Annotated in this window: 25 protein-coding genes; 18 read left to right on the plus strand and 7 right to left on the minus strand. The window is 43.8% G+C overall.

Annotated elements, in window-relative coordinates; translation table 11 throughout:
- Positions 1 to 74 precede the first annotated feature (74 nt).
- The 3 genes from lonB to FXV91_RS00155 are packed head-to-tail and all read left to right on the plus strand — an operon-like array spanning position 75 to position 4,809.
- The gene (gene lonB, locus FXV91_RS00145) at positions 75 to 2,153 is read left to right on the plus strand and encodes an ATP-dependent protease LonB (protein WP_229387150.1); all 2,079 of its coding nucleotides are present in this window, start codon (positions 75 to 77) and stop codon (positions 2,151 to 2,153) included.
- 2 nt (positions 2,154 to 2,155) lie between these two features.
- A complete protein-coding gene (locus FXV91_RS00150) occupies positions 2,156 to 3,496 on the plus strand; it encodes a TldD/PmbA family protein (protein WP_229387152.1) in 1,341 nt (446 codons plus the stop codon).
- 2 nt (positions 3,497 to 3,498) lie between these two features.
- The gene (locus tag FXV91_RS00155) at positions 3,499 to 4,809 is read left to right on the plus strand and encodes a TldD/PmbA family protein (protein ID WP_229387154.1); all 1,311 of its coding nucleotides are present in this window, start codon (positions 3,499 to 3,501) and stop codon (positions 4,807 to 4,809) included.
- Positions 4,810 to 4,812: 3 nt separating this feature from the next.
- Here the strand turns inward: FXV91_RS00155 and FXV91_RS00160 are convergent, their stop codons facing one another.
- The 7 genes from FXV91_RS00160 to cooS form a co-directional block, all read right to left on the minus strand.
- Positions 4,813 to 5,043 carry a hypothetical protein gene (locus FXV91_RS00160; protein WP_229387156.1) on the minus strand — a complete coding sequence of 77 codons (231 nt, stop codon included), beginning with the start codon at positions 5,041 to 5,043 and terminating at the stop codon, positions 4,813 to 4,815.
- Between the two features lie 471 nt (positions 5,044 to 5,514).
- A complete protein-coding gene (locus FXV91_RS00165; RefSeq protein ID WP_229387158.1) occupies positions 5,515 to 5,964 on the minus strand; it encodes a universal stress protein in 450 nt (149 codons plus the stop codon).
- Between the two features lie 481 nt (positions 5,965 to 6,445).
- A complete protein-coding gene (locus tag FXV91_RS00170; protein ID WP_229387159.1) occupies positions 6,446 to 6,661 on the minus strand; it encodes a hypothetical protein in 216 nt (71 codons plus the stop codon).
- Positions 6,662 to 7,004: 343 nt separating this feature from the next.
- Positions 7,005 to 7,943: a nucleoside recognition domain-containing protein gene (locus FXV91_RS00175; RefSeq protein WP_229387161.1), complete on the minus strand. Its 939-nt coding sequence runs from the start codon at positions 7,941 to 7,943 to the stop codon at positions 7,005 to 7,007.
- Between the two features lie 202 nt (positions 7,944 to 8,145).
- Positions 8,146 to 8,604 carry a universal stress protein gene (locus tag FXV91_RS00180; RefSeq protein ID WP_229387163.1) on the minus strand — a complete coding sequence of 153 codons (459 nt, stop codon included), beginning with the start codon at positions 8,602 to 8,604 and terminating at the stop codon, positions 8,146 to 8,148.
- Between the two features lie 739 nt (positions 8,605 to 9,343).
- Complete coding sequence (locus FXV91_RS00185) at positions 9,344 to 9,859, minus strand: 4Fe-4S dicluster domain-containing protein (RefSeq protein WP_229387165.1); 516 nt, start codon at positions 9,857 to 9,859, stop codon at positions 9,344 to 9,346.
- Between the two features lie 14 nt (positions 9,860 to 9,873).
- Positions 9,874 to 11,748, minus strand: a complete 1,875-nt coding sequence (gene cooS, locus FXV91_RS00190) for an anaerobic carbon-monoxide dehydrogenase catalytic subunit (RefSeq protein ID WP_229387167.1) — start codon at positions 11,746 to 11,748, stop codon at positions 9,874 to 9,876.
- A gap of 942 nt (positions 11,749 to 12,690) precedes the next feature.
- Between cooS and FXV91_RS00195 the strand changes: the two genes are divergently transcribed.
- The 15 genes from FXV91_RS00195 (at position 12,691) to FXV91_RS00260 (ending at position 24,145) form a co-directional block, all read left to right on the plus strand.
- Entirely contained in the window at positions 12,691 to 12,873 is a 183-nt protein-coding gene (locus FXV91_RS00195) for a methytransferase partner Trm112 (RefSeq protein WP_229387168.1), read from the plus strand.
- Between the two features lie 14 nt (positions 12,874 to 12,887).
- Positions 12,888 to 13,646 carry a hypothetical protein gene (locus FXV91_RS00200; RefSeq protein ID WP_229387170.1) on the plus strand — a complete coding sequence of 253 codons (759 nt, stop codon included), beginning with the start codon at positions 12,888 to 12,890 and terminating at the stop codon, positions 13,644 to 13,646.
- A 402-nt stretch (positions 13,647 to 14,048) separates the two neighbouring features.
- Positions 14,049 to 15,653, plus strand: a complete 1,605-nt coding sequence (gene pyrG, locus FXV91_RS00205; protein WP_229387172.1) for a CTP synthase (glutamine hydrolyzing) — start codon at positions 14,049 to 14,051, stop codon at positions 15,651 to 15,653.
- A 261-nt stretch (positions 15,654 to 15,914) separates the two neighbouring features.
- Complete coding sequence (locus tag FXV91_RS19605) at positions 15,915 to 16,049, plus strand: hypothetical protein (protein WP_255679817.1); 135 nt, start codon at positions 15,915 to 15,917, stop codon at positions 16,047 to 16,049.
- 510 nt (positions 16,050 to 16,559) lie between these two features.
- On the plus strand, positions 16,560 to 16,697 hold the full coding sequence (locus FXV91_RS00210) for a hypothetical protein (protein WP_229387174.1): 138 nt from the start codon (positions 16,560 to 16,562) through the stop codon (positions 16,695 to 16,697).
- 497 nt (positions 16,698 to 17,194) lie between these two features.
- Positions 17,195 to 17,725, plus strand: a complete 531-nt coding sequence (locus tag FXV91_RS00215) for a DUF4013 domain-containing protein (RefSeq protein ID WP_229387176.1) — start codon at positions 17,195 to 17,197, stop codon at positions 17,723 to 17,725.
- Between the two features lie 592 nt (positions 17,726 to 18,317).
- Positions 18,318 to 18,506 (plus strand): hypothetical protein, encoded by a 189-nt coding sequence (locus tag FXV91_RS00220; protein WP_229387178.1) that lies wholly within the window; start codon positions 18,318 to 18,320, stop codon positions 18,504 to 18,506.
- A 24-nt stretch (positions 18,507 to 18,530) separates the two neighbouring features.
- Positions 18,531 to 18,842: a PQQ-binding-like beta-propeller repeat protein gene (locus FXV91_RS00225; protein ID WP_229387180.1), complete on the plus strand. Its 312-nt coding sequence runs from the start codon at positions 18,531 to 18,533 to the stop codon at positions 18,840 to 18,842.
- 417 nt (positions 18,843 to 19,259) lie between these two features.
- Positions 19,260 to 19,637 (plus strand): ATP-binding cassette domain-containing protein, encoded by a 378-nt coding sequence (locus FXV91_RS00230; RefSeq protein WP_229387182.1) that lies wholly within the window; start codon positions 19,260 to 19,262, stop codon positions 19,635 to 19,637.
- A gap of 123 nt (positions 19,638 to 19,760) precedes the next feature.
- Entirely contained in the window at positions 19,761 to 20,462 is a 702-nt protein-coding gene (locus tag FXV91_RS00235) for a methyltransferase domain-containing protein (RefSeq protein ID WP_229387184.1), read from the plus strand.
- A 660-nt stretch (positions 20,463 to 21,122) separates the two neighbouring features.
- Positions 21,123 to 21,512, plus strand: coding sequence for a sigma factor-like helix-turn-helix DNA-binding protein (locus FXV91_RS00240; protein ID WP_229387186.1), 390 nt, complete (start codon positions 21,123 to 21,125; stop codon positions 21,510 to 21,512).
- A 124-nt stretch (positions 21,513 to 21,636) separates the two neighbouring features.
- Positions 21,637 to 21,807, plus strand: a complete 171-nt coding sequence (locus FXV91_RS00245; protein WP_229387188.1) for a hypothetical protein — start codon at positions 21,637 to 21,639, stop codon at positions 21,805 to 21,807.
- Between the two features lie 74 nt (positions 21,808 to 21,881).
- On the plus strand, positions 21,882 to 22,145 hold the full coding sequence (locus FXV91_RS00250) for a DUF4368 domain-containing protein (RefSeq protein WP_229387190.1): 264 nt from the start codon (positions 21,882 to 21,884) through the stop codon (positions 22,143 to 22,145).
- A gap of 190 nt (positions 22,146 to 22,335) precedes the next feature.
- The gene (locus FXV91_RS00255) at positions 22,336 to 22,632 is read left to right on the plus strand and encodes a hypothetical protein (RefSeq protein ID WP_229387192.1); all 297 of its coding nucleotides are present in this window, start codon (positions 22,336 to 22,338) and stop codon (positions 22,630 to 22,632) included.
- A 136-nt stretch (positions 22,633 to 22,768) separates the two neighbouring features.
- Positions 22,769 to 24,145 (plus strand): MATE family efflux transporter, encoded by a 1,377-nt coding sequence (locus FXV91_RS00260; protein WP_229387194.1) that lies wholly within the window; start codon positions 22,769 to 22,771, stop codon positions 24,143 to 24,145.
- The last annotated feature ends 182 nt before the right edge of the window (positions 24,146 to 24,327 follow it).

Below are 24,327 nucleotides of genomic sequence, written 5' to 3' on the forward strand. Positions count from 1 at the left end.
TTTTCAAAAGCGTCAAGTATATAATCTCGATCAGATAACGTCTATCTAATAACGTTCGAATATGTGAGCTAACCATGGAGTATAATAATAATCAGAACATAGACGGGTCTTCGAAGAATATGGACAGGCAAGCCCATGAAGTTGAGGAGGCTGTTCCAAAAGTAGACACGTCTGCGGCCGACCAGATGAAGGATGAGCCTACTCAGGTGCCTACTCAGGTCGTGGCCGAGTCTGAATTAAGTGAAGACATAGATGAAGATGATATCGGCTTCCGTTTTGAAGACACTTCTAACATAGAGGTCCCAAAACTCCTTATTGACCAGGTACTGGGACAGGAACATGCAGTAGAAGTCGTAAGGAAGGCAGCAAGCCAGAGACGGCACATAATGATGATAGGGACGCCAGGAACAGGAAAGTCCCTGCTTGCAAAGGCAATGGCAGAACTTCTTCCTAAAGAAGAGCTCAAGGATATCCTGGTATATCCTAACCTGGAGGACCTTAACAATCCCAAGATAAGAGAGGTTCCGGCCGGGAAGGGCAGAGAAATTGTCATGGCTCACAAGATGGAAGCAAGAAAGAAAGCCCAGGCCCGGAACATGCTCATGATGCTCTTTGTTGTGGGTATTATCATCTATTCTTACTTCGTCGGCCAGTTGCTCTGGGGTATCATTGCAGGCATTATGATTCTCATGTTAACCCGCCAGTTCCTTCCTAAAGAGGAAATGATGATCCCGAAAATGGCGGTTTCAAATTATGACAAGGAACACGCACCCTATATCGATGCAACCGGAGCTCACGCAGGAGCCCTCCTTGGCGATGTCAGGCACGACCCCTTCCAGTCCGGAGGGCTTGAAACCCCCGCACACGACAGGGTAGAAGCCGGAGATATCCACAAAGCCCACAAAGGGGTGCTTTTCATTGATGAAATCAATACTCTCAGGCTTGAGTCCCAGCAGAGTCTTCTGACCGCGCTTCAGGAAAAGGAATACGCGATTACCGGACAGTCCGAAAGGAGTTCGGGAGCTCTTGTTAAGACCGAGCCTGTGCCCTGTGACTTCATTATGGTCTCTGCAGGGAACCTGGATGCAGTACAGAAAATGCACCCTGCGCTCAGGTCAAGGATAAAAGGTTACGGGTACGAAGTCTACATGCGAGATTCCATGGAAGACACTCCCGAGAACAGGAAGAAACTGGTACGTTTCGTTGCCCAGGAAGTTGTCAGGGACGGGCATATCCCTCACTTTGACGAAGGTGCAGTAGAAGAAATAATCAGGGAAGCCAGAAGGCGTGCAGGCAGGAAAGGCCACCTTACCCTGAAGCTCCGTGACCTTGGCGGGCTTGTGCGTGTGGCAGGAGATATTGCCCACTCCGAAGGGGCTCCGGTCACAACTCCTGATCACGTGCTTGCGGCAAAGAGGATTGCAAGGTCCATCGAACAGCAGCTTGCAGACAGTTACCTCGAACACCGCAAGGAGTACGAGTCCTTCATGAAGAATGGTTCTGCTGTGGGCAGAGTCAACGGGCTTGCGGTTATGGGCGGAGATTCAGGAATCGTGCTTCCCATCGTATCCGAAGTCACCCCTGCTCTTTCCGGGGCAGAAGGGCGAATTATTGCAACCGGTAAACTCAAGACCATCGCAAAGGAAGCAGTGCAGAACGTATCCGCAGTCATCAAGAACATGACAGGCACTGATATCTCCCGCCATGATATCCATATCCAGTTTGTCGGGACATATGAAGGTGTTGAAGGAGACAGTGCATCGGTTTCCATTGCTACGGCCGTTATTTCGGCAATCGAGAGGATCCCTGTGGACCAGACTGTCGCAATGACGGGTTCTCTTTCTGTCAGGGGAGATGTCCTGCCTGTTGGCGGGGTCACCTACAAGATCGAGGCTGCAGCCCAGGCCGGTATGAAGAAAGTCATTATTCCCAAAGCTAACGAAGCAGATGTTCTTGTCGAAAAGGCATACAGGGAAAAGATTCAGATTGTTCCGGTTTCCTCTATTGCGGAAGTGCTGGAACACAGCCTTGTGGGTCCAAGAAAGAACACAATTATCGAAAAACTCAAAAATATTACAAAACTAAGTTTTGATATTCCGGAAGTATCACCCGCTTCCGTACAGGCTATTAACCTCTTCGGGTGCAGGAACTAATCATGACAGGCATTATGCAGGACATAAAGTTTTATGACTGCAGGGTGATAGAAGGCAGTTCCACTTCTATCGTCCTGGATAACGGAAAGATCGAAGAAATATCCAGAAACTTCACAAGGGGGGCCGGAGTAAGGGCCCTCTGCGGAGGTTCATGGGGCTATACGGCTGTTGAAGGGGATATCGACCTTAAATGCGGGGTCGAAGCTGCCTCAAAACTTGCTTTTTCTATGAATTCGAGCACCCCTAAAGAAGGAGTAGAACTCGCAGCCGTAACTTCTCCTGATGTAAAGGATCTTCCTGAAGTCAGGATCGATCCGAGAGACATTGCAATTGAAGAAAAAGTAGACCTTTTGAAGAGTATTGAGGAACACGCAAAGATTGCAGGTGTTCACAGTACAAAGGTAATGTATCTCGAGTCCGAATTCAAAGTCCAGTACAGAAGTTCCGAAGGTCTGGAACGTGAATATGAACTTTTGAATGTCGGTTTTGCAGTCTCTGCTGTTGCTTCGGAAAATGGCGTATACCAGGCAGGTAGGGAAAGCCGTTTCGGATATGGCTACGAGCTTTTCGAGAAAGAAAATGCCCTCGAACTTGCCGGAAAAGCAGGAAAAACTGCAATTGAGCTCTTGAAGGCTAAAACCCCCAAAGGAGGGGAAATGCCTGTAGTACTTGACCAGGAGCTGGCAGGAGTATTTGCCCATGAAGCCGTAGGGCATGCTTCGGAAGGTGATCTTGTTCTTGAAGGGGATTCCATTCTTGAAAACAGAATAGGAGAACAGATTGCATCCCCGCTTGTTACTATCATCGATGACCCGACTCTGCATGAATTCGGGTATTATCCCTTTGATGCCGAAGGTTCCGAATCAAGAAGGACCGAGATAATCAGGGATGGAATTTTTAACTCTTATCTCCACTCAAGAGAAACCGCAGCCAAACTCGGGGGAACTCCCGGAAACTGCAGGGCTCAGGGTTATTCCATGCCTGTCGTCAGGATGAGCAATACCTTCATTGACAATGGGGATTCCAGGTTTGAAGAGATGCTGGAGGAAGTAAGGAATGGCATGTACCTTGTAGGGTCAAGAGGCGGGCAGGTAAACACCGGAGAAGGCATATTCCAGTTCAATGCCGAAAAAGGGTACCTTATAAAGAACGGAGAACTTACCGGGCTCGTAAGGGATGTCTCCCTCTCAGGGAAGACTCTTGAGATCCTGAACCATGTAACCCATGTGGGCAATGACCTGAAAATGACTGCCGGAAGGTGCGGAAAAGCCGGGCAGCTTGTACCTGTGTCTGACGGTTCTCCACATATCGCCATCTCAAAGGCCCTCGTAGGAGGTGCCTGAAAGTGTACGATCTTGCAAGAAAAGCCCTGAAACTGGCAGAACAGGCAGGGGCTGAAGAAGCTGAAATTTATTACGCCGCAAACCACTCAACAGGTGTCAATTTCAAAAAAGACGCACTTGAGAACGCTAAAGACCGTTTCTCGGAAGGTCTGGGGATCCGCGCCATTGTAAACGGTGCAGTGGGTTTTGCCAGCACCAACTCCGCGGAAGAACTCGAGAACGCCGTAAAGATTGCGGTCGCAGAAGCCCGCGTCCGGGAAAGTGACCCTGACTGGGTATCTCTTCCTTCCAACGGAAAATATCCTCAGGTCTCAGGCATCTTCGATAAAAAAATCGAAGCCCTTGAGCTCGAAGAATGCATTGTCTATGCCGTGGAACTTGTAAAAGGTACAAAAGAGGTTCCAGGCACGCTTCCCACCTCAGGGGGCTTTACCCGTTCAAAGAGCAAACGGCTTATCCTTAACACAAACGGGATAGAAATCGAAGAAGAGTCCACCGCTGTATCCGGCTTTGTTGATGTAATAACCGTGAACGGAGATACCTCAACAGCCTATGACTTTGCTATCTCCCGTTCCCTTGACATTGACTTTTTTGCCCTCGGAAAAAATGCTTCCGACCTTGCCCTGAAATCCAGGGGAGGAATAAAAATCGAGCCGCAGAAAACCGATGTTATCTTTCATCCATTTGCCTTTTCGGATATCCTCGAAGAAGCACTTGCTCCTTCGCTTGATGCGGACAACGTGCAGAAAGGAAGGTCAGGCCTGATAGATAAGCTCGGAGAAGAATTTGCTGTCCCTGAACTGTGCATTTATGATGATGGGCTGGTTGAAGCAGGCATAGAAACCTCCGCTTCGGATGATGAAGGGGTTCCTTCACAGCATACCACAGTTATTGAAAACGGTGTGCTTGAAACCTATCTCTATGACAGCTATACCGCAGGAAAAGCCGGTGTGAAAAGCACAGGAAACGGCTCAAGATCCTCCTATACAAGCCCTCCCTCAGTAGGGCTCAGAAATTTCGTTATCGATTACCCGCAGGAAGATATTATTGCAAATACTACCTCAGGGATTTTCGTAAACACAATTATCGGCGCTCATACTGCAAATTCAATTTCCGGGGACTTTTCCGTAGAAGCCAGAAATGCCTTCACAATCAAAGACGGAGCCCTGGACAAGCCTGTAAAATCCCTCATGATTTCGGGCAATGCCTTCGAACTCCTGAAGAATATCACAGGCGCAGGCTTTGACGTCAGAAAAGTCGGAGGCATAATCACGCCTTCAATCCGGGTTTCCGGCATGAGTGTAATAGGATAAAAGTTAACACCTGAAGCCAGCAACTAAGTTTTTTGACCTCAAGGTTCTGCCGTTAAGAACTTTTTCCTGGAGTAAGCTCCTGAGGTCAACTCCTTTTTCCGTGAAATTCGATCCTGTTTCTATATTCGATCCTGTTTCTATATTCGATCCTGTTTCTATATTCGATCCTGTTTCTATGCTCCTTGTCAGCTTCTGGCCAATTTCTGGCCAAATTCTGATCAACTTTTTTTCCATCTCTTTTGAGCGATTTTGTCCGGGGGGATATTCTGGAAAACGCCTTCAAATGACCCTGAATTATTTATTTGGTCTTCATAGCCGTTTTTGAATCCAAAATATATATAGTGCCTCCGCCAGCCTGTCTGGTGGCCTTCCTGAAAAAAAGAAGTCGAAGTAAAAAGTAGAAGGAAGCGATAGAGAGACTTATGAAAGAATCGGCTTGAAAGCTATTTAAAAAAACAATAAAAAAATGCATGGAAAAAAGTATTTTTGGTAGGATTTATTTCTGTTTTTTGAGCCCTTTTGGACTTTTAACGTCACTTTTACTTTTCGGCTATTGCTTTTTGCTTCTCTTCTCTTTTCTTTTTTATCTTTTTGGGAAAGGCCGCTCTCCTGCGTCGAGCTTGGCAAGAACGACAAGATATAGTGAATAATGTTGTAGGTTCTGATTTTCTGCTCTTCTGTCTATCCTATTTAACTTTTTTATTTTTATTCCTGAACTTCCCCTCTGACCACGAGTACAGGTATCTTTGAGTGTCTCACCACGTTTTCAGCTACGCTCCCAAGCAGGAACCTGTCGAGTCCGGTTTTCCCGAGTGTTCCCATCACAATCATCTCAATGCCATTTTGTTCCGCAAATTCCATGATTTTATCTGCAGGGTGTCCTTCCAGCATTACAGGTTCCACTTCTACTCCGGCAGCCTCAGCAGCCTCCTTCACAAAAAGAGTAGCTCTTTCCCCTTCATTCCGGAAGTGCTCCGTGGCAGCTTTTTCCCAACCGAAGTCCCTGGCGGAATGGGTCGCCGGGAGTATCACATATACAGCGTAAAGTTTAGCTCCGCTGAGTCTGGAAATCTCAATCGCCATATTTACCGCTTTTTTGACGAGTTGAGAACCATCGGTCGCAACCATTATTTTTTTATAAGTTCCCTCTACCATACCATATCCCTCTATTTCTTCTATTTTATTTTTCTGCAGTCTCTATTTTTACCTTCAGCTTTCTGAAGCATTATCCGGTGAAAGTTTCTCCTTTTCAGCGCATTTATACATGTAAGTGCATATCTGCTCCATATTCTATATGCTCTTTTGTATATAAATGGATTTTTCACTAAATATTAAGTGATTAAAGCTGCCTTCTGGTGATATAACCGGAAAAAGAAAACGATATATCTCTGGCAGATATTTGTCACTCTTTTTATTTCTATTTTAAACTCTTTTATTTTTAGCTACATAGCAGACTCTTTCGATTATGTGCTAATTCACTGTTAACTCACCATTTCAGGAAAAAAAGTCTTAAAACTTTGAGTTTTTTCTTTTATTCTGGCACAAAAAGGTATTATACTTTTTACATACCAAAATGTTTATATATTGGTTAATCCTCTGATGTGCTTGGTGAACGGGTAAAGCTCAAAATCAAACATTATTGCTCATAATCAAATCCAACATATTTTAACCTCCTCCAAAAACCCCCGTTCACTGATTTGCTTTTTATATCTTTACTATGTGAATACAAGTATACTTTAGTTCCACCTTGTCTATTTTCCTTTCCTTTAAAGACTTCCTCCATTATTTTTTTAAACACTATTCTATGAAAAAGTTTTTTCAGGAAGTAATTTTCTGCAATTGGTACCCCCACTGTCTTGAAAAATTCTTTTTTTTCTGGCTAACCTGTATTATTTTCAACTTGCTCTTTTTAGTTCTCGTACTCTTTTCTCATTTTATACTATTCTTCTCGATTCTTATACTGCTTTAGATAACTTATCCCACTCCGGAAATCACCAGTTATCGGATAACCCTTATTCTTTTACCCCGGACATCATTCCTGTCTGCAGAGTAAAAAGAAAGGCAAAATAATTAAAAGCAAAAGAAAAAAACCAAAATTAAAAAATTAAAAAACTAAAAAACCTGCGGTTTGCAAATAAACCAGAAATAACTATGATTGAAAATGCCCTTTTTTTCCTAGGAACTGTACCGACTTCTCAAGAAGCCATATTGAGCAGTAATAACAAAATTACAAACCTTACAAATATGCTCATTGCAGTAGAATAAGCAACGATCTGGACTCCAAGGCGTGTTCCGAAGATAGCTACTTTTCTTGGAAGCTGGCTACGAATGGCAAAAATCGGGAGCATAAACATACTGCCCAGCATGAGCACGATCATTGCCTGTACATTTGTTATCTCTCCTGAATGGATCATGGGGCCGAGAAGCGAAATTCCGAGTATAGGGCTTGCAACGTAACTTGTCAGAGGGATAATTGTTTCCGGGGGTATTTTAAAAAGCTCGGCAAGGGGAAGTACACTGAATACTTCGAAAGCTCCCTGGTCCTGAAGAATGAAGATGATGGTGGTTGCTATAAGGTAAACTCCTGCAATCTTCAGAAAAATCCTGAACTCTTTTTTGAATGCGCGTTTAAATGCAGTCTTCAGGGATACTTTTTCCTTACTCCGGGGTTCAGGGACTCTGCAGGAATTGCCTTTAAGAAAAAGTTTGCTTGCAACTGCAATTACCAGGATCTTGAACACAGCAGTAACTATAAACACAAGAGTGTAAAATCCTCCTACTACAAGACCGAGTGCAGGTAGCACGATAGGAATCTGGTAGGTGAAGAGTTCACGGAAATAGGCAGGGGTTGCGTTCATCATTGAACAGAGCAAGACTTCCCTGTCTTCAAGGCAGTTTTCATTTTTTGCCTGAGAAAGCATACTGTTTGCAGCAACAGTAGACCCTATTGCCACAACGAAAGCCGAAGCACAGGTTTCCGGCAGGTTCGTATAAGCAAAAATAGGGCTTACCAGTTTTGAAAATTTTTGCATCAGGCCGAGTTCCACAAGCACGCTGGTGCCCACAAGCCCCACAAAAATCATTATTAGTATCGGGAGCGCAAAATCCAGTACGTCGAGGAAAAGTCCTATCATTAAAAGTTATTTGGGTCGGGCAGGTAAATCAACCTATCCCGAAAAATTCCGGGACTCCTGCCCTGAAAATTCTCAGTTTTTAATTTAATATCTTAATATTTAGCGTTTTACGCTGGCGTTTTACATTAGCGTTTTGCACTAGCATTTACACTAGCGTTTTATATTCAGTTTTGAACTTTTGTCTGGTGCTTCGCATCCGGCATTACTCGGCTTCCACTCCTTTTACAACCAGTACGGCTTTTCTGGAATGCCTCACCACGTTCTGAGCCACGCTACCCAGTAAAATCTTCTGGAGTCCCGTCCTTCCCAGTGTTCCCATTACGATAAGGTCAATATCGTTTTTTTCTGCAAAATCAACAATCTCATTTGCAGGGCTTCCTTCAAGGAAAATGGATTCTACCTCGACAGCCGCAGCGTTTCCGACGTTTTCGACATAAGCTGTTGCTTCTTTTCCTTCTGCACTGAGATGCTCTTTCATCGCTCTTTCCCATCCTATATCTCTGGGATGGCCAACCGTATACCCTCCTGAAGCGACAACATATACAGCATAGAGCTTTGCCCCGCTAAGTCTTGCAATTTCAACAGCAGTATCAACCGCTTTTTTGACGGGTTCCGAGCCATCGGTGGCAACCATTATCTTTCTGTAAATATTACTGTTCATATCTGACTCCCCTTTTTTCTTTTTCAGTTCTTCATGTTAATAGGGTAATAATCCTTTATATAGTATCATCCTGGGAGATTAATGCTCTAAAGGCGGCCAGCTCTCTGTTAGATATCTTCCCAGGAAAGAAAAGAAGCGGAAATTAAGAGCGACGGGTAAAAGAATAAACAAAAAGTGACAAAAAACTATAAGAGTGCAAAATCAAAGTTGCTGTGGAGCACCCCTCTGCAAGCAACGGGGTATGTTTAAGCCCCCGCCCCAAATTCCATTAAAGTAGACGATAGCCCCAAAAAACTTAGTTTGAGCAGAAGTTAACAACCAAAAAATGGAATTGATAAATCATACTATCATTGATGGTTGCCGGGGAAGTTTTTCATTCTGCAGCAAGCCAGCGGGGTATTCGACTGAAATAAAGAAGGATGTAAACTAAACAGAATTGAGAAAGTAAGAAAAATAAACAAACGTGAAAAACTCCCGTTTTCGTGATCTTTCTATTTCTTTCAAGGGTATTCTCTATTAAGTCTCTTTTTCTTTCTCTCTTCTATTTCTTCCTTATTCTGTGAGGCGCCGTCAGAAAGGCTGGCGATGGTATCTTATAAACAAACTATAGAGCAGGTCGACTGCAGCCCTGTGGTTCAGGGAGATAAAGCCGGAATAAGCCGTTCCGTCTGCCCCGGAATAATATCAAAGTCAATCCGGACGGAACGCCCCACCTATTTAACCTCGTTGTTATTGTTCCTTAACGCCTTCCTGCCTCCGAAAACACGAGGGCATGTGTGGGACAGGCCTCCACGCAGGCAGGCAACTCTCTTCCTTCACATAAATCACATTTTATTACCGTCCCCTCTTCGGTCCGCCTGTCGATTACTCCGTAATTGCAGGCCATGGAAGCGGTCCAGCACCCTACGGCAAGAATTAACTGGTACAGAGAAGAAAAACGAGTGCAAACCGTAGAACATGTCCAGCAGTCCACGCAGCGTTCCGGGTTGTGGCTTACAGTACCGGTAGCTGTGTCCTTAGAAAGAGCTTTTGTAGGGCAAACCGAAACACAGGGTGCATCCTCGCAGTGGCGACAGGTTATAGGCATGGAAGCTTCAAGGGCAGGAATATGCTCAACAGAGATGCGCTTTTTTGGGACTGGTACTTCTCCTGGAGCCAAAAAGAGGTTTTTGCTCTTTGAATGTGCAACAGCACAGGCAACTTCGCAGGAGTGGCAGCCCATGCATCGTTCAGGCCGGATTATCACGTCTTTCATTGTGAATTTCTCCCTTATTTCAGGCCCAGTGCCCTTCTTTTTCCTTCGATGTGCTCAAGCATCAGGCCTGCAGCTTTAAAGGGGTCAGGCTCAACTGCAAAGCTTGCTCCAACAACACTGTCCAGGCCTTTTGTCAGAAGAGATGTGACTTCCTGGCTGCCAAGGACAGGTGGAATCGTGCCGAGTACAGTAAACACTCCGGAGGAAACAACATAAGCCCCTATACTCACTGCTTTTTCACTCATCCATTCCGGAGCTGCACCGGCAGCAGGGAGGTCGCTTATGTCCACGCCCAGGCGGTTTGCAATTGCCGAGGCAAGGACCAGGATGCGGCTGATATCTACACAGGAACCCATGTGCAGGATGGGAGGAATGCCGAGGGCTTCACAGATACCTTTTAGTCCATCTCCTGCAAAAGCAGCAGCTTCCGGCACAAGCAGCCCGGCTTCTGCACAGGCAATCGCATTGCATCCGGTGGTCACTACAAGGACATTATTTTTGATCAGCTCTTTTACAAGGTTCACGTGCCCGTAATTGTGCTGGATCTTTACGTTATTGCATCCAACAACTGCTCCGATTCCTTTTATTGTACCTCCGGCAATCGCTTCAATGAGGGGATCAGGGCTCCCGCCAAGGGCATTGAGGATTGCTTCGGCACTGAAACCGACCATACATTCCTGCTTTTCTTCCGGGATACTCACCTTTTCACGGATCCGGTTCGGGAAGTTTTCTACGGCTGTCCTTATAATCCCTTTTGCGGTCTCATAAGCCTCTTCTTCATGGAACTCCATTCTCACAGTTCCCGGGAAATCTGCTTTCGGAGACGTGGATATAAATTTCGTGTGATAACAGCCAGTAAGACTCCCGAGGGACGGCATAATGCACTGGACATCCACAACCATAGCTTCCACAGCTCCTGTAATCACTGCGAGTTCCTGCTGGAGGAAAGTGCCTGCTATGGGTGTCCCGTGACGCATTAGAGTTTCGTTTCCGGTACAGCAAATTCCGGCAACGTTGATGCCTTCTGCTCCTTTCTCCTTTGCAAGTTCCAGAAGCCCGGGGTCTTCCGCAGCTTCCACAATCATTTCCGAGAGGATTGGTTCATGCCCGTGGACAATTACGTTTACCTTATCAAGGGCGAGCACTCCAAGGTTTACAGTACTCTTCTTAGGTTCCGGGGTTCCGAAGAGTATGTCCTGGACATCTGTTGCAATCATGGAACCTCCCCACCCGTCCGAAAGCCCTGTACGCAGTCCCTGTAGCAGAATATGAGTAGCGTTATTGTCAACACCTATATGGGTTCTGTGCATACATTCAACAATTTCCCGGTCAATTCCTCTGGGTTCTATTCCAAGTTCCGACCAGAGCCTGAGCCTTGATACGGGCGCTCTCCTTGTGCATAAAAGAGGCTCATTCTGTTTTCCAAACTCCAGAAGCAGCGCATTTGCAAGTTCGGCTGCCACTTCTTCACGGTTCTTTCCCTCTGCGGGAATCCCGTATTCAGAGGCAAGGGAGAACAGCTTTGCTTCATCTTTTATCCTGTAACTTCCAGCCTCTCCTTCGCTCATTTTCTTAAAGGTCAATACTGCATCTCTGGCATGGTCGGAATGTGCGGCTGCCCCTGCTGCAATCATCCTTAAGAGATTTCGCGCAACTATAATGTCTGCTGTAGCACCGCATATTCCTTTCTCAGCCCCTTCCCCGAAAGGATCTATCCTGCAGGGACCCATGTTGCAATTCCTGCAGCAGATTCCAAGCTGTCCGAAACTGCACTGAGGCAGTTGCTGCTCATACCTATCCCAGGCAGTTTCGATGCCTTCGTTTTCTGCTTTCTGGAGCATGGTCTGGCTTGCAGAGTCAATGCTTTTCTCAAATACTGTCTGTTTCATATTTTATCCCACATCTCTATTGTATCTTTTATAAATTACCCGGAATTCCAGCTCTAGTTTCCAAGTTTTCCAGCTCTCGCTTCCGGTTTTAAGAAGGATTAGTGAAGCCTGTTATAATCCAAACCTGTTATAATCAAAACTGTTATAATCCAAACCTGTTATAATCCAAACCTGTTATAATCAAAACTGTTATAATCGAACCTTTTATCCTTAACTAAATTTAGTCGAAGTAATTTTGTTCAAGAAGTCTAATCTATCCAGCTGGAAAAAAGTATTTAGGGTTATCAAATGTTATTCTTTTAAATACTTTTTTAAAAAAAATAATATGTTAATATATATTTAAAGTTATTACTTCTGCTAGAAGTACTAAAAACTCAACTTACAAGCAGTCTGTAGAATGATAAGTTATCTGTAAGTACTTAGATCACATTAAATAGGAAGATAAATTGAAAAAAGAGCAACTGAATACAGTAAGTATTCGGCATATCGTAGATCAAAGAGTAAAGGCAAGAGAAGTCAGTGGTATTTATAAATAAGTCCGAAGCAATCAATAGAATCTATATAAGTCAAAAGTAAGTTTATGTAATCTATAAATAGGTTAATGAACAGGAATTAAATCTATGAATAGGTTAATGAACAGGAATTATCAGAACAAATTGATGCCTGGAAAATAAAAGTATCGGAAAATCGAATGACAGGGACGAGGAATACGAGATCTGCGAAAGAATGCGAGATCTGCAAATGATATAGGTAAATAATCCTGGCGAATATACGAGAATTAAATCAGATACGAGAATTAAATCTAAATCTCAGGATAAGCTTTTCATGTCCGTGGATGAATGAAAATAAGAAGCATGAGTATGAAAGTAGAACCTGAAATCTCCCTGCAAAATGTAAAATTCTGTTTCCTCTATCGCAAAAGTGCTTTGATGGTGAATTTTTGTGAAAAAAGATCTTATGGATATTCTGGCCTGTCCTGTGTGTAAGGGCGACCTGATTTTGAACGTTGTTGAAGAAAATGAAGAAGAGGTCATATCCGGAACCCTTTACTGCCCTGCCTGTAAAGAGCATTATCCCATAGATGAGGGGATTCCGAATTTGCTTCCTCCAGACCTCAGGAACTGATGCGAGGGTTGAACTTGGAGCAAATATTCCAGAATGTTATCATTAACCGGCAGGAAATAAACTCTATTGAGTTTGAAAAAGAAAGCATTGAGATTCCTCTTTATCCCGGCGGAGAGCAGACCTTTGAAATCCTTGTTACGAACTACGGGTCTCCAACCCATATTCACCTTTCCGTGAGCGAAGAATTAAAAGGTCAGATCACTTTTTTGCGGGACAATCCATATGTGCTCCAGAAAGAGTATGTTTCCGCAGTTGCAAGGATTTCGCAGGAAGGCAGGGTACTTACAAAGGGTCATATCTATATCACTGCAGGTTATGGCTCGAAGAAGAAAGGTTTTCCAGTCCAGCTCGGAAAGGTAGAGACAAAGCCGCAGGAGCTCTCAAAGGTTGAGACCGCAAAATGGGAAGAGGACACCGAAGAGTTGAAACCATCAAGGCCTTCCGTAGCAGAGCCTGTAAAAAAAGCTTCCCGTCCACGGACAGGAAGCGGAAGCGGATTTGGTGGGATTTCATCTTCTGTCCTGAGAAACTTTAAAGGAGGATTTCCATCAACGTCGGGAAAAAGGACCCGACAAGGTACGGGACAGAACGAAAGGCTTCCTCTTGCCCTGGCTCTTGGAGGTTTTTTACTGCTTATATTCTTATTCTTCCTTTACTTCATCCTGCCAGCCGGACTCCAGTTCAGTGTCAGTTTTACTCAGGCTCTCCTATTCTCAATCCTGTTTGTGACCTGTACAACCTACATTCTGCTAAAAATTATGGAAGAAGGTTGAGCAAATCCGGGAAACTGGGCTCATATCCAATTTTGCGGTCCGGAAGACAGTCTTTTCTCGGCTAAAATAAGATTTTCAGGTAAATAAATTCTCAGTTAACCGGGTTCTCAGATAAGCTCGCTTATCTGAATTTCTTCCCTATTTTAATTCTTTACTGAGCTTGCCGGGTTCTTTTTTAGCTTTTTTGTAAGCGTGCTCTGGTTTCGGTTGCTATTTGAAATTGTCTTTCCTGAAATTAGAGAGTAATTTTTATATCATGAAGATATTGGTATTGTGTTCGTACGCAATAATTGGAATGAATAATCTGTATATGTTATCCATCTGATTGCTTTTTAGTCTAAAGTTCACAGGAATCTTTTGATTTAAAACCCTCTATTAAAAAATTACCTAGGAAGCTTACCCATGAAATATATAGTAGTTACCGGTGGGGTGATGAGCGGGCTTGGGAAAGGCATCACCATCGCATCTATCGGCAGGAACCTGAAAAACAAAGGTTATAAAGTTACGGCTATCAAGATCGACCCTTACATCAATATTGATGCAGGCACCATGAGCCCCTACCAGCACGGGGAAGTCTTTGTGCTCAGGGACGGAGGCGAAGTTGACCTGGATCTCGGAAATTACGAGAGGTTCCTTGACACGGAACTTACCAGAGACCACAACCTCACCACAGGCAAGGTTTACCAGGAAGTGATCGCCAAGGAAAGGAGAGGAGACTACCTTGGAAAGACCGTCCAGATCATTCCCCATATTACAAACGAGATCAAGAATAAAATAAGAAAGGTAGCAGCCAGGAGCGGAGCTGATGTCTGTCTTGTCGAGATCGGAGGGACTGTCGGAGACATTGAGAGCATGCCTTTCCTTGAGGCTGTACGCCAGATGCACAGGGAAGAACCTTCCGAAAATATTGCCTTCATCCATGTGACCCTTGTAATGGAAGATCTGCAGGGCGAACAGAAGACCAAGCCTTCACAGCACTCTGTAAAAGAACTTCGGGCACTTGGTCTGAGCCCTGAAGTGATAGTTACAAGGTCAAAGACTCCTCTTCAGGAAAGCGCCAAGGAAAAAATCGCCTTATTCTGTGATGTGCCCCAGGAACTGGTTATCAGCGCTCATGATGCAGACGATATTTATGAAGTGCCTCTTGAGATTGAGGAGCAGGGACTGACCACCCAGCTTATGAAGCACCTGAAGCTGGAGTCCTGTATTGAGGACAATGGATGGAGGGAAATGGTTTCAAGGATGAAATCCACCACAGAAGAGGTCAAGCTGGCAATCGTAGGCAAATATACAAATCTCGAAGATTCTTACCTCAGTATCCTTGAGGCTGTCAAACATGGTGGAATCGATAACGCTTGCAGAGTTGATGTCAATATGGTCGAGGCAGAGACTCTGGAAGAAAATCCTGCAGAGATTGAGAAACTCATGCAGTTTGACGGCATCCTGATTCCTGGCGGGTTTGGAGGGCGCGGAACTGAAGGCAAGATGCTTGCAATCAAATTTGCCAGGGAAAACAATATCCCGTTCCTTGGGATCTGCCTGGGTATGCAGCTTGCGGTAATTGAGTTCGCAAGAGACGTGGCGAACCTCGAGAACGCAAATAGTACCGAGTTTGATGAAGACACTCCTTACCCGGTCATTGACATCCTTCCGGAGCAGACCGGAGTTGCTGATATGGGCGGCACCATGCGCCTTGGGGACTACGAAGCCATCCTTAAGGAAGGCTCTATTGCCACAAAGCTTTACGGAACCAATTATATTGTCGAGCGCCACCGCCACAGGTATGAAGTAAACCCTGAGTTTGTGGACAGGCTGGAGTCCTTTGGCATAGTCTTTTCAGGCAAAAACAAAAATAGAATGGAAATCGCCGAAATTCCTGGCAAACGCTTCTTCTTTGCCTCTCAGTTCCATCCGGAGTTCAGGTCAAGACCCGGCAGGCCGTCTCCCCCGTTCAAGGGCCTGATAAGGGCAATGTGCAAATACAAAAAGGAACGGGAAGGGCGATAATTCTGTCAGAGTGATGAAGGGAATTTTTTTCTCTTTAATCCTCTTTTCTGGCTCATTTTTACCCTTTATCGGGATTTCTAAAAAGCCAGTTTCTAACTTATTAACTAATACCCAAATCAAAGAGTTCCCCTTTCGCGGGAAACTGATAAATAGTTTTAAAAATGAAAATAATGGATTAATGTGATATCTGTTGAGGTACTGTATTGATGTGGTATCTGCACGGATATTCTAATTTCATTAAATTCTATGAAGGTATACACCATGGCAATGTCTAAAAAAGATATGGATAAAAAAAAGATGGCTAAGAAAGAAAAGATGGGAGAGCTGGAAAAACTGGCTTCCGCAGGCAGCAAGGACGCAAAGAAGAAGCTTGCAAAGGAAATGAAGAAAAAATAAAGGAAATGAAGAAAAAATAAAGGAAATGAAGAAAAAATAATCCTTTGACATCTTTCTCCTTTTTGTCTTATATTCGTCAGAGGGTCCGGGAATTTCTAAGCCCGGCCCCGGAAATTTCTTCACAATAGATGGTAGAATCTCTTTTTTTCCCTTCCTTTTCTTGCTGGAAATCGTTAGCTTGCAGGTAATAATAGTTAAATTAACTTTTTCTCTGACCTCTTTCATGTTCTCGTTAGAAGCTTTAAGCTCTCTAAATTAAAAGCTTTAAATTCTGAAGCTAGAAATGCATATTCCAGAATCATGTCTTTGAAGTCCAGCCTTTCAGGGTACTTCCATATTCATCTTCTGCTTTTCTTATTTTGATTCTGCCGTATTTGCGTTTTTCCTCTGGTCGAAACTATTAAATATTTTTGACACTTAAAGTATTTACTTGCAGTAGTATCTAATAGAGTTAAACTGCAGAAGTATTATGGAGAGATTGTGTAAGCAATCTCGCTGAAGGTTCGTCATATGGTAATGGCTAAGAAAGATATGGAACAGATTTCTAACTCCAGAGCTCGTAAAGAAACGGAAAAACTGCAAAAGAAAGCTTCCTCAGGCGATAAACAAGCAAAGAAAATGCTCGAGAAAGATAAAAAGAAAAAATGACCAGGTAAGTTTTTCCTTTCGATAAATATATGAGAAAATCCGGAGGGGTTAGAAAAAAACCTTATCTGAAAACTTTCCATTTCAAAATCAAATTTAGGCTATTTACAAATATGTGCCTATAAGCACATGTTTATAAACAGACATGAACCTGCATCTCATTTAAACTGATAATATTCTTCATTTTTATTTTTTGCTTGCTAATTCAGGCTTCTAATGGTGGCGCTTTCAGATTAAATGGGCTCTATTTCCTGTATGAAAAACATGTTTCCTGATTGTCATTTACTATAATTTCCTGATTGTCACTTACTATAATTCCCTGCGTGTCACTTACCAGCTTTATTTTTCAGGGGCATTATCTTTGCAAATTTATTCGTCAAAAATCTCAGATTTCTTTGAACTTAATTTTACAAAGTTTTATATACTTAATAAATAGGATTATTCTGGTGATTATTATAGAAACTATAAGTTTTTCAGAAGCTTTCAAATATCCCTTTAAAGTGCCGCAAAGGCTTCTTTACATTCTCCTGTTATTTATTCCAATTATAGGGTGGCTTGTGCTCTTCGGCTATGCTGTAAGGCTTGTTAACGAATTTATTGAGGGCAGGTATGAGGGGCTTATCAAGCTCGATTTTATGGAGGACCTGAAACTTGGGTTCATGGTTTTTCTGAAGGCTCTTCCTTTCTACATAGGGTATATGGTTATACTCTCTGCTGCAATGTATGTCAATGAAACCCTGGGGAGCATTCTCAACCTGGTGTTGGGGTTCTTTGTGATCCCTATTCTTGCAGTTAATTTCTTCAGGAAACAGACCGTTGAGTCTTTCTTTGAGTTTGATGTCCTGAATGTTGTCAGGGATAACCTTGGAGAATATATCGTTACAGTACTGAAACAGTATGCTCTTGTTATTATCTTTTTGATCCTCTCAATTGTGCTTGTGGGCATACCTGCAATGTTCTTCACAAATTCGATATTTGTTGCAAATATGTACGGAAGGTTAGTGGAAAAGAGAGCGGGCTCCGGGCTGTAAAAACGATTAAAAGGATTTTATATCAATTTCTGGCCGGATTTTTCTGGCCTGAATATTTTTTCTTTAACCGGATACAGTTTTTTACGTTGATTCGTTTTTATCACTAGTTGTTGATTCCAAGGCACTAATAGAACCGTTTGCTGGGTTGAGTATGTAGGTAGTGTCACGAATTTGCTGTAAATTCAATTTAAAGTTATTGTGTACTGTGGGGAAAATGGATCTTTTGATATGGAATTTTTGACTCAAAAACTTATTAAAATTTGTGATTTTACAGAAAAATCGGTACACTGCCCATATGTATCCTGTAATAAAAAATTCATTTACTCTCGCATTATTTTTAATTATTTCTTTATTTGCTTCTTGGCGATGATTTTAAAGAGGGATTAACCCCAGGCAATCCGGAAGGCTTGGTATACGTCACAAATTTTACCCTGAATTCTTCAATATATGTAGAAAGTGCAGAACTAACAGCCACAGTCAAAAATGTTGTTCCCGGGCCGACAGACGAATTTCTAGATAAAGTATACATTAACGAAATAGATCTCGGGCCCTCAACAGCTATATCCCTGAAAACATTTCGGATTCCACTGCAGTGGATATTACAATTCCTGTTCACTCTACTCTTTTAAATTCCGGAGCCAATACCATAAAAATCAGTTCCGGGAGTAGTGCAAACGGCAGCAGTTACAATGACTTTGAATTTTACGACCTTACGCTCCATCTGAGCGAAGCCGAACCTGTAATACTGGCTCCGCCTTTAAAAGTTGCCTGGACTTATTAATTGCCCTGGAAACTCAGGTCCGATATGCAGTCCTGGGTAAACCTTGTTGCGGACGGTGTCCTTTACCTTAGTGAAGGTGCCTTCGGAGAGAACGGTATTATAGCCGTGGATGCGGAAACAGGCGAACTACTCTGGAGTGAGGAACGGAGCGCTGACCTTGGGTATAAAGATGGGGTTTTGTTTGCTGTGCACTATCCGAATATTGATGCACTGGACGCAAAAACTGGTGAACTGTTATGGAGTAAAAAATATCCGGATGTCGGGTGGAGTTTGCTACCTTTTATTTTCCCCCGATTGCTATCGCTGGAATGCTTTTTTTGCTGGCAGTACTTCTGAGGAAAAGAAATAATAAGTCCCTTGTCTTTGGCTCCTGGCTAATAGCTTTAGTAGGGGTTCTTTGTCTTTCTCTTAGAGCCCTGGACCCGTATACTACTGGTGTGGGAGTATTATGGTTATTGGCTGGTCTGACCTTCTGGTCCCCGCCTGTAATCCTTTTGTCTGGCATCGTGTTTCTTGTATCTGGGGTCCGGAAGAGGAGGAAATGAAAGAGAAATGGAAAAAAATATAGAATAGGAAAGCAAAATTAGAGTTTCTATTGATGGTGAATGATGTCCGATTTGTTTCCGGAGTGTGATTTTTTATCATCAGATATTTATATCAAGAGTTGATTTTATCCACTATTGTTTCTGCTTTCTTTTTTGTTGGTGCCCGAATAGTTCAATTTACCCGGTTCGGGGAAACGGTGAATAAACAATGGAAATTGAAATTAAAAACCTGTCAAAAGCGTACAGTTCGGAAAAATCCGTGCTTTCAGGAATCGATCTCGAGCTTCGGCCTCCTTCAATCATAGGATTAATAGGGCCAAACGGGGCAGGGAAGACCACATTTATGAAAATTCTTGTCCGGCAGCTCCTTGCGTCTACAGGGTCAATAACAATTGATGGAATGGATATAGGTAAAAATGAGAATTACCTTAAGAACCGGCTTGGGGACCTGCCCCAGGAGTTCGGACTTTATGAGGAGCTGACCGTATATCAGTTGCTGGATTATATGGCGCTTTTAAAAGGTCTCGGTCCCGAAAAAAAAGAGCGGATCGAAAGCTGCATCGAAAAAAACCGGGCTTTCCGATAAGCAGAATTCCGGAATAAAAACTCTTTCAGGGGGCAGAAGCAGGGTATAATTGAATTATGATTAAGAGATATAAGGCGAAAATTAGAAAGGAAGAATACCATGTATCCATTTACAGACCAGTTTATGTCCAATGATGAAAATGTTGAGTTCCTGAAAGCCACAATGATGGGACCAAACGCCATGCGGTTATCAGAGGAATTGTCGTCGCACCTGAACATCAATGAGAATATGCGAATCCTTGACCTCGGCTGCGGGTGTGGTCTTTCTACGCTGTTGTTGGCAAAAAAATATGGCGCATCCATTTTCGCCGCCGACCTTTGGATTTCGCCAACTGAAAACTATGAGCGTTTTCAATCTATCGGGATTGATGATAAGGCCGTTCCGATTTCCGTAGACGCGACCAAAGGGTTGCCTTTCGCAAACGGATATTTTGACTTGTTGTTCACCGTGGACGCTTACCATTATTTCGGTGATACGGTAGAAATGCTCCCGTCGCTCATTCCTTTTGTGAAAAAGGGCGGCTATATCGCCGTGGCTATTCCCGGCATAAAATATGAATTTGGGGAAAATGTCCCTGATAAAATGAAGCCGTTTTGGAATGATGAGGTGGCAAGGACTATTCATTCTCTTGATTGGTGGAAAAACTTATGGGAAACAGAAAAAGGTATTGAAATTATTGACATTCGTGAAATGCTCTGCTGTAAACAGTCGTGGGATGAATGGCATACCAGCTATTGGCAAGGTATCGAGGAAGATATAAAGATGAGGGAAGCTGAAAACGGAAAGTATTATAATCTTATTCAAATGATTGCTAAAGTAATCTAACCTTAATCACCAAGACGCAGAAAATAAGCATACTGCGCAGTCAGCCTTAGCACCAATAGATGAAGTAACATCGGTCAAATTGGCTTGATGTGCCGGGATAAAAACAGAATAGTAACATACCCACTGCCCCAACGAGAAATAAAAAAACCGTTGTTGCGGCGGCTGATTAGCTTTGCCTAAAACAGTATAGCGTAGCCTGACGGCGGTTTTGATAACCGAAAATCAAAGCCGCCGTTTTCCTTTTGAGAAAATTGGATTGCGGAGGGTGTATTAAAGTCACCCTTTTTTCAGGACACGGCGGTAACAAGGAGGTTGCCGCCATGTTCTGCTATGTCTATCGACAAAATAATCCTTATTTTGCACCATCAAAAAAAGCCCTTACCCGAACGGGGCATACCACGCCTATCAATGTATCTACACACATTACACGATAGGAAATATTTACCTATCCTCTTGCGCCCGCCTGGATTGTGTCCAGCCGGGCGCATTTTTGCATTTGCCCCATTTTTTTCAAAAACCACTCCGTGAGTTTTGCAGATTTGCAATGCTCACCGTAATAGTGGCGAAAGGGGAAAAGCCATCACCGCTCTTGCAGAAAGAGGGTGAGAATGTGACACCCTCAAGCCATGAGCGAAACAAGCAATACGCTTTTGACAGCTTTTGCAAAAAGGTACTAAGCACGAAGCCCGCGACCACTACGACGAAATGAAACGGCAACGTGAACGTGAGGTATCCTTTTCGGAGTTGTCGGCGCAAGAAATGGAGCAGCTTTTTACAGTGGATAGATACTTTGCCACGGAACAGGTTTTCAATATTTTAGGCCGCGAGGTAGTCGTCAATAACGAGCTTATCGCGGAGGCCCTGCGAACTCTGCCGGAGCGTAAACGCGATATTATCCTGCTGGCCTATTTCCTTGAAATGTCTGACCGGGAAATCGGGGAAATGCTGAACCTTTTACGCGCCACTGTCCAATATCAGCGGACAAGCACGTTGCGGCAACTAAAAAAGTATTTGGAGGAAAACGCGGATGAACAGCAAGACAGCAAATAATTTGCTTCCATATTTTCATTTGTTCCACCTACCGCAAAGACCGTACCTTATGCACAACTCACTCTATCCGCAACGTGGCTTAGAAGAAATCGTTATACGCAACCTACGGGAAGCAATCGCGTATGTGACGCAGTATGAGGATGATTTTATCCGTGAAGCTGCGGAAACCGACACGCGAGCGAGGGATAAAGCGTTAGCGCAGAAAAAGAATACCCTTGTGAAAGCGGAAAAACGGATTGCCGAGCTTGACATGATTTTCAAACGCATTTTGAGGACAACATTACGGGGAAGCTGACCGACGAGCGTTTCATAAAGCTATCCCGTGATTATGAGCTTGAACAGGACAATTTAAGGGCTACGTCTAAAATCTTGCGCGAAGAAGTCAAGCAGCAGGAAAAAAGCAAGTCCAATGTCAAGAGCTTCATCGCAACGGCGAAGAAGTATACCAACCTGACCGAGCTCGATGCAACCATATTGCGGGAGTTTATCGACAAAATCCTTATGTCGAAAACTTCCGGCAAGCGGGGACGCGGAGCCGGTGACAAAGTACAGGAAATCGAAATTGTCTATAACTTCATCGGTGCGTTTGACTTTGGAAAAGCCATTGAGCAAGCCAGAATAACCATGAAATAGCGAAAGTCGGCATAGCCTAATGTGCCATGCCGACAATCGCATTAAATGTTTTCTTAACTCACCGCTGCTAATCACGGCTGTTTTTATATTTGCCGCGTCCTTGCCGATTTTATTAAGCTTTGTGTATTATGCCTATTACTTTAATTTCTATGCTTACGCTGAATTCATGCTGTCTTTACTGTTATTTTTATTGACTTCCCAGGTCTTTGTGCTGGGGCTTGCCCTGGCGGTCGGGAGAATCAATTCCAGACTACTTTACCCTCTTTTGCCTCTTATGCTGTTTCTGGGATTTTTTAATCCGAGGTTTCCTGTATGGGTTGACATTTTCGGGAATAATTTTCTTTCGTGGCCCCTGCGCTGGTATCTGGGGGTCATGGAGAGTCCAATACCTTATACTTTGCCAGAAGACTTCCTCTACAGCAGACTGATTTTTTCATTTATGGGTGCCGCTCTGCTGGCACTCGCTTGCAGGAAGTCTAAAACTTGAGTTTCGTCGTCTCTTCCTATAGATCTTGTCCTGAATACAGAGGCGAATTTATCAATTATATTTTTTAGGCGAAGAAGATCTTATATATTAGTTATCCTAACTAAATATCCCCTTTTTCGTTTATGGAGAGTAAAATATGACAGATGAACGGGAAATGAGGTCTGCAAGTATCGGAAAGCTTTTCCTGAAATTCGTTCTCCCTGCAACCATCGGGTTAATTGTCGCTGGAATCCAGGGAGTTATTGACGGTTTCTTTGTCGGGAATGCTGTGGGTAGCCAGGGGCTTGCAGGGATAACTCTTGCATTTCCTGCACTTCTGGCCATAATTGCTGTAGGACAGATGATCGGGATCGGGACTTCAAGCCTTGTGGCCCTGGCCCTTGGCAGAGTTAATCGGCAGGAAGCCCTCAAACTCATACATAATGCTTTTCCCCTGCTCCTGCTTGTGGGAATAGGGCTCACCACCATCGGGCTGGCCGTCTCGGATTCTTATCTCCGCCTTCTGGGCGCCTCTGGCCCGGTCTTTGACATGGCAAATAGTTACCTCAGAGTCATATTTTCAGGCTCGATGCTCCTGATTCTGTCTATTGCTCTCGAACCTCTGGTACGAAATGATGGGAAACCAAGACTTGCTATGATATGTGTGGTTGCAAGTGTTCTCGTAAACCTGATTCTTGACTACATCTTTGTCATGCGAATGGAAATGGGGGTTACCGGGGCTGCAATAGCCACGGTTATTGCTTTCTCTCTTTCCGGAATTCTGCTAGCTCTGTATTTTTTCAGCGGATGGGCCGGGCTGAGGCTAAAACCCCGGTCCCTCTCTCTGGAGTCGGGAATAATTCTCAGAATTATGAAAGCAGGCTTTCCTTCCTTTGCAATGCAGTTTTCAACATTCGTCCTGCTCTTTACGAACGAGTACATGCTGCTCAGTTACGGCTCGGAACTCGCAGTTTCAGGCTATGGAATTATAGGTTATGTCTTCTCGATTTTCTCCTTGATTTTTGAAGGAATAGCAGTTGGAACCCAGCCAATCATCGGTTTTAATTACGGAGCCCGTTGTTATTCCCGGGTTGCAGGGATCTTGAAGATAACTGTTATCTCCTGCCTCGTGACCGGATTGATTGGTTTCATGCTTCTCTCTATGTATCCGGAACAGCTTATCTTTATCTTCAACCGCGACAGCCCCGAACTCCTGAAAATTACTCTTAACGGCATGGAGATTTTCATGTTTGCCCTCCTTGCCCATGGGACGGTTATGCTGGGTTCCGTATATTTCCAGTCGATAAACAAAGTCAGATACGCTCTTTTCATCCAGCTAGGAACAGTTTTTCTCTTCTTCCTTCCTCTGCTCTGGATTTTACCTCCCTTACTTGGCCTTAATGGAGTCTGGCTCGCAACCCCGGTTGCGGAATTCCTGATGTTCCTGGTCGTGCTGGGCTTGCTCTGGAAAGAGTTTGGTTTTCTCAAGAATGGAAAACCTGTAAGTGAGGAAGGCCAACTTCCCTGCTTCTGAGATTGTATTAACTTCCAACGATTAAACGGAGACTCGTGACCCCTGAAAATACTGCCGTCAGGACCTCCTGCATAAGGAATTTAAGGACCACTATGCCAAGGGGGCAAAAACTGCATTACCCTTTTCCGAGGCCATAATAACCCGCTATTTCCTTGTGAGCATTGCGAGCACAGGTTTTGGAA

The organism is Methanosarcina sp. DH2 (genome assembly GCF_020804225.1).
In the GTDB taxonomy this organism is placed as follows: domain Archaea; phylum Halobacteriota; class Methanosarcinia; order Methanosarcinales; family Methanosarcinaceae; genus Methanosarcina.

Excerpts from the sequence above, each read along its gene's own strand:
- lonB (WP_229387150.1), top strand. The coding sequence starts at position 75 with ATGGAGTATAATAATAATCAGAACATAGACGGGTCTTCGAAGAATATG.
- FXV91_RS00150 (WP_229387152.1), top strand. The coding sequence starts at position 2,156 with ATGACAGGCATTATGCAGGACATAAAGTTTTATGACTGCAGGGTGATA.
- FXV91_RS00160 (WP_229387156.1), bottom strand. The coding sequence starts at position 5,043 with ATGGAAAAAAAGTTGATCAGAATTTGGCCAGAAATTGGCCAGAAGCTG.
- FXV91_RS00165 (WP_229387158.1), bottom strand. The coding sequence starts at position 5,964 with ATGGTAGAGGGAACTTATAAAAAAATAATGGTTGCGACCGATGGTTCT.
- FXV91_RS00175 (WP_229387161.1), bottom strand. The coding sequence starts at position 7,943 with ATGATAGGACTTTTCCTCGACGTACTGGATTTTGCGCTCCCGATACTA.
- FXV91_RS00180 (WP_229387163.1), bottom strand. The coding sequence starts at position 8,604 with ATGAACAGTAATATTTACAGAAAGATAATGGTTGCCACCGATGGCTCG.
- FXV91_RS00185 (WP_229387165.1), bottom strand. The coding sequence starts at position 9,859 with ATGAAAGACGTGATAATCCGGCCTGAACGATGCATGGGCTGCCACTCC.
- cooS (WP_229387167.1), bottom strand. The coding sequence starts at position 11,748 with ATGAAACAGACAGTATTTGAGAAAAGCATTGACTCTGCAAGCCAGACC.
- pyrG (WP_229387172.1), top strand. The coding sequence starts at position 14,049 with ATGAAATATATAGTAGTTACCGGTGGGGTGATGAGCGGGCTTGGGAAA.
- FXV91_RS19605 (WP_255679817.1), top strand. The coding sequence starts at position 15,915 with ATGGCAATGTCTAAAAAAGATATGGATAAAAAAAAGATGGCTAAGAAA.
- FXV91_RS00210 (WP_229387174.1), top strand. The coding sequence starts at position 16,560 with ATGGTAATGGCTAAGAAAGATATGGAACAGATTTCTAACTCCAGAGCT.
- FXV91_RS00225 (WP_229387180.1), top strand. The coding sequence starts at position 18,531 with ATGCAGTCCTGGGTAAACCTTGTTGCGGACGGTGTCCTTTACCTTAGT.
- FXV91_RS00230 (WP_229387182.1), top strand. The coding sequence starts at position 19,260 with ATGGAAATTGAAATTAAAAACCTGTCAAAAGCGTACAGTTCGGAAAAA.
- FXV91_RS00235 (WP_229387184.1), top strand. The coding sequence starts at position 19,761 with ATGTCCAATGATGAAAATGTTGAGTTCCTGAAAGCCACAATGATGGGA.
- FXV91_RS00260 (WP_229387194.1), top strand. The coding sequence starts at position 22,769 with ATGACAGATGAACGGGAAATGAGGTCTGCAAGTATCGGAAAGCTTTTC.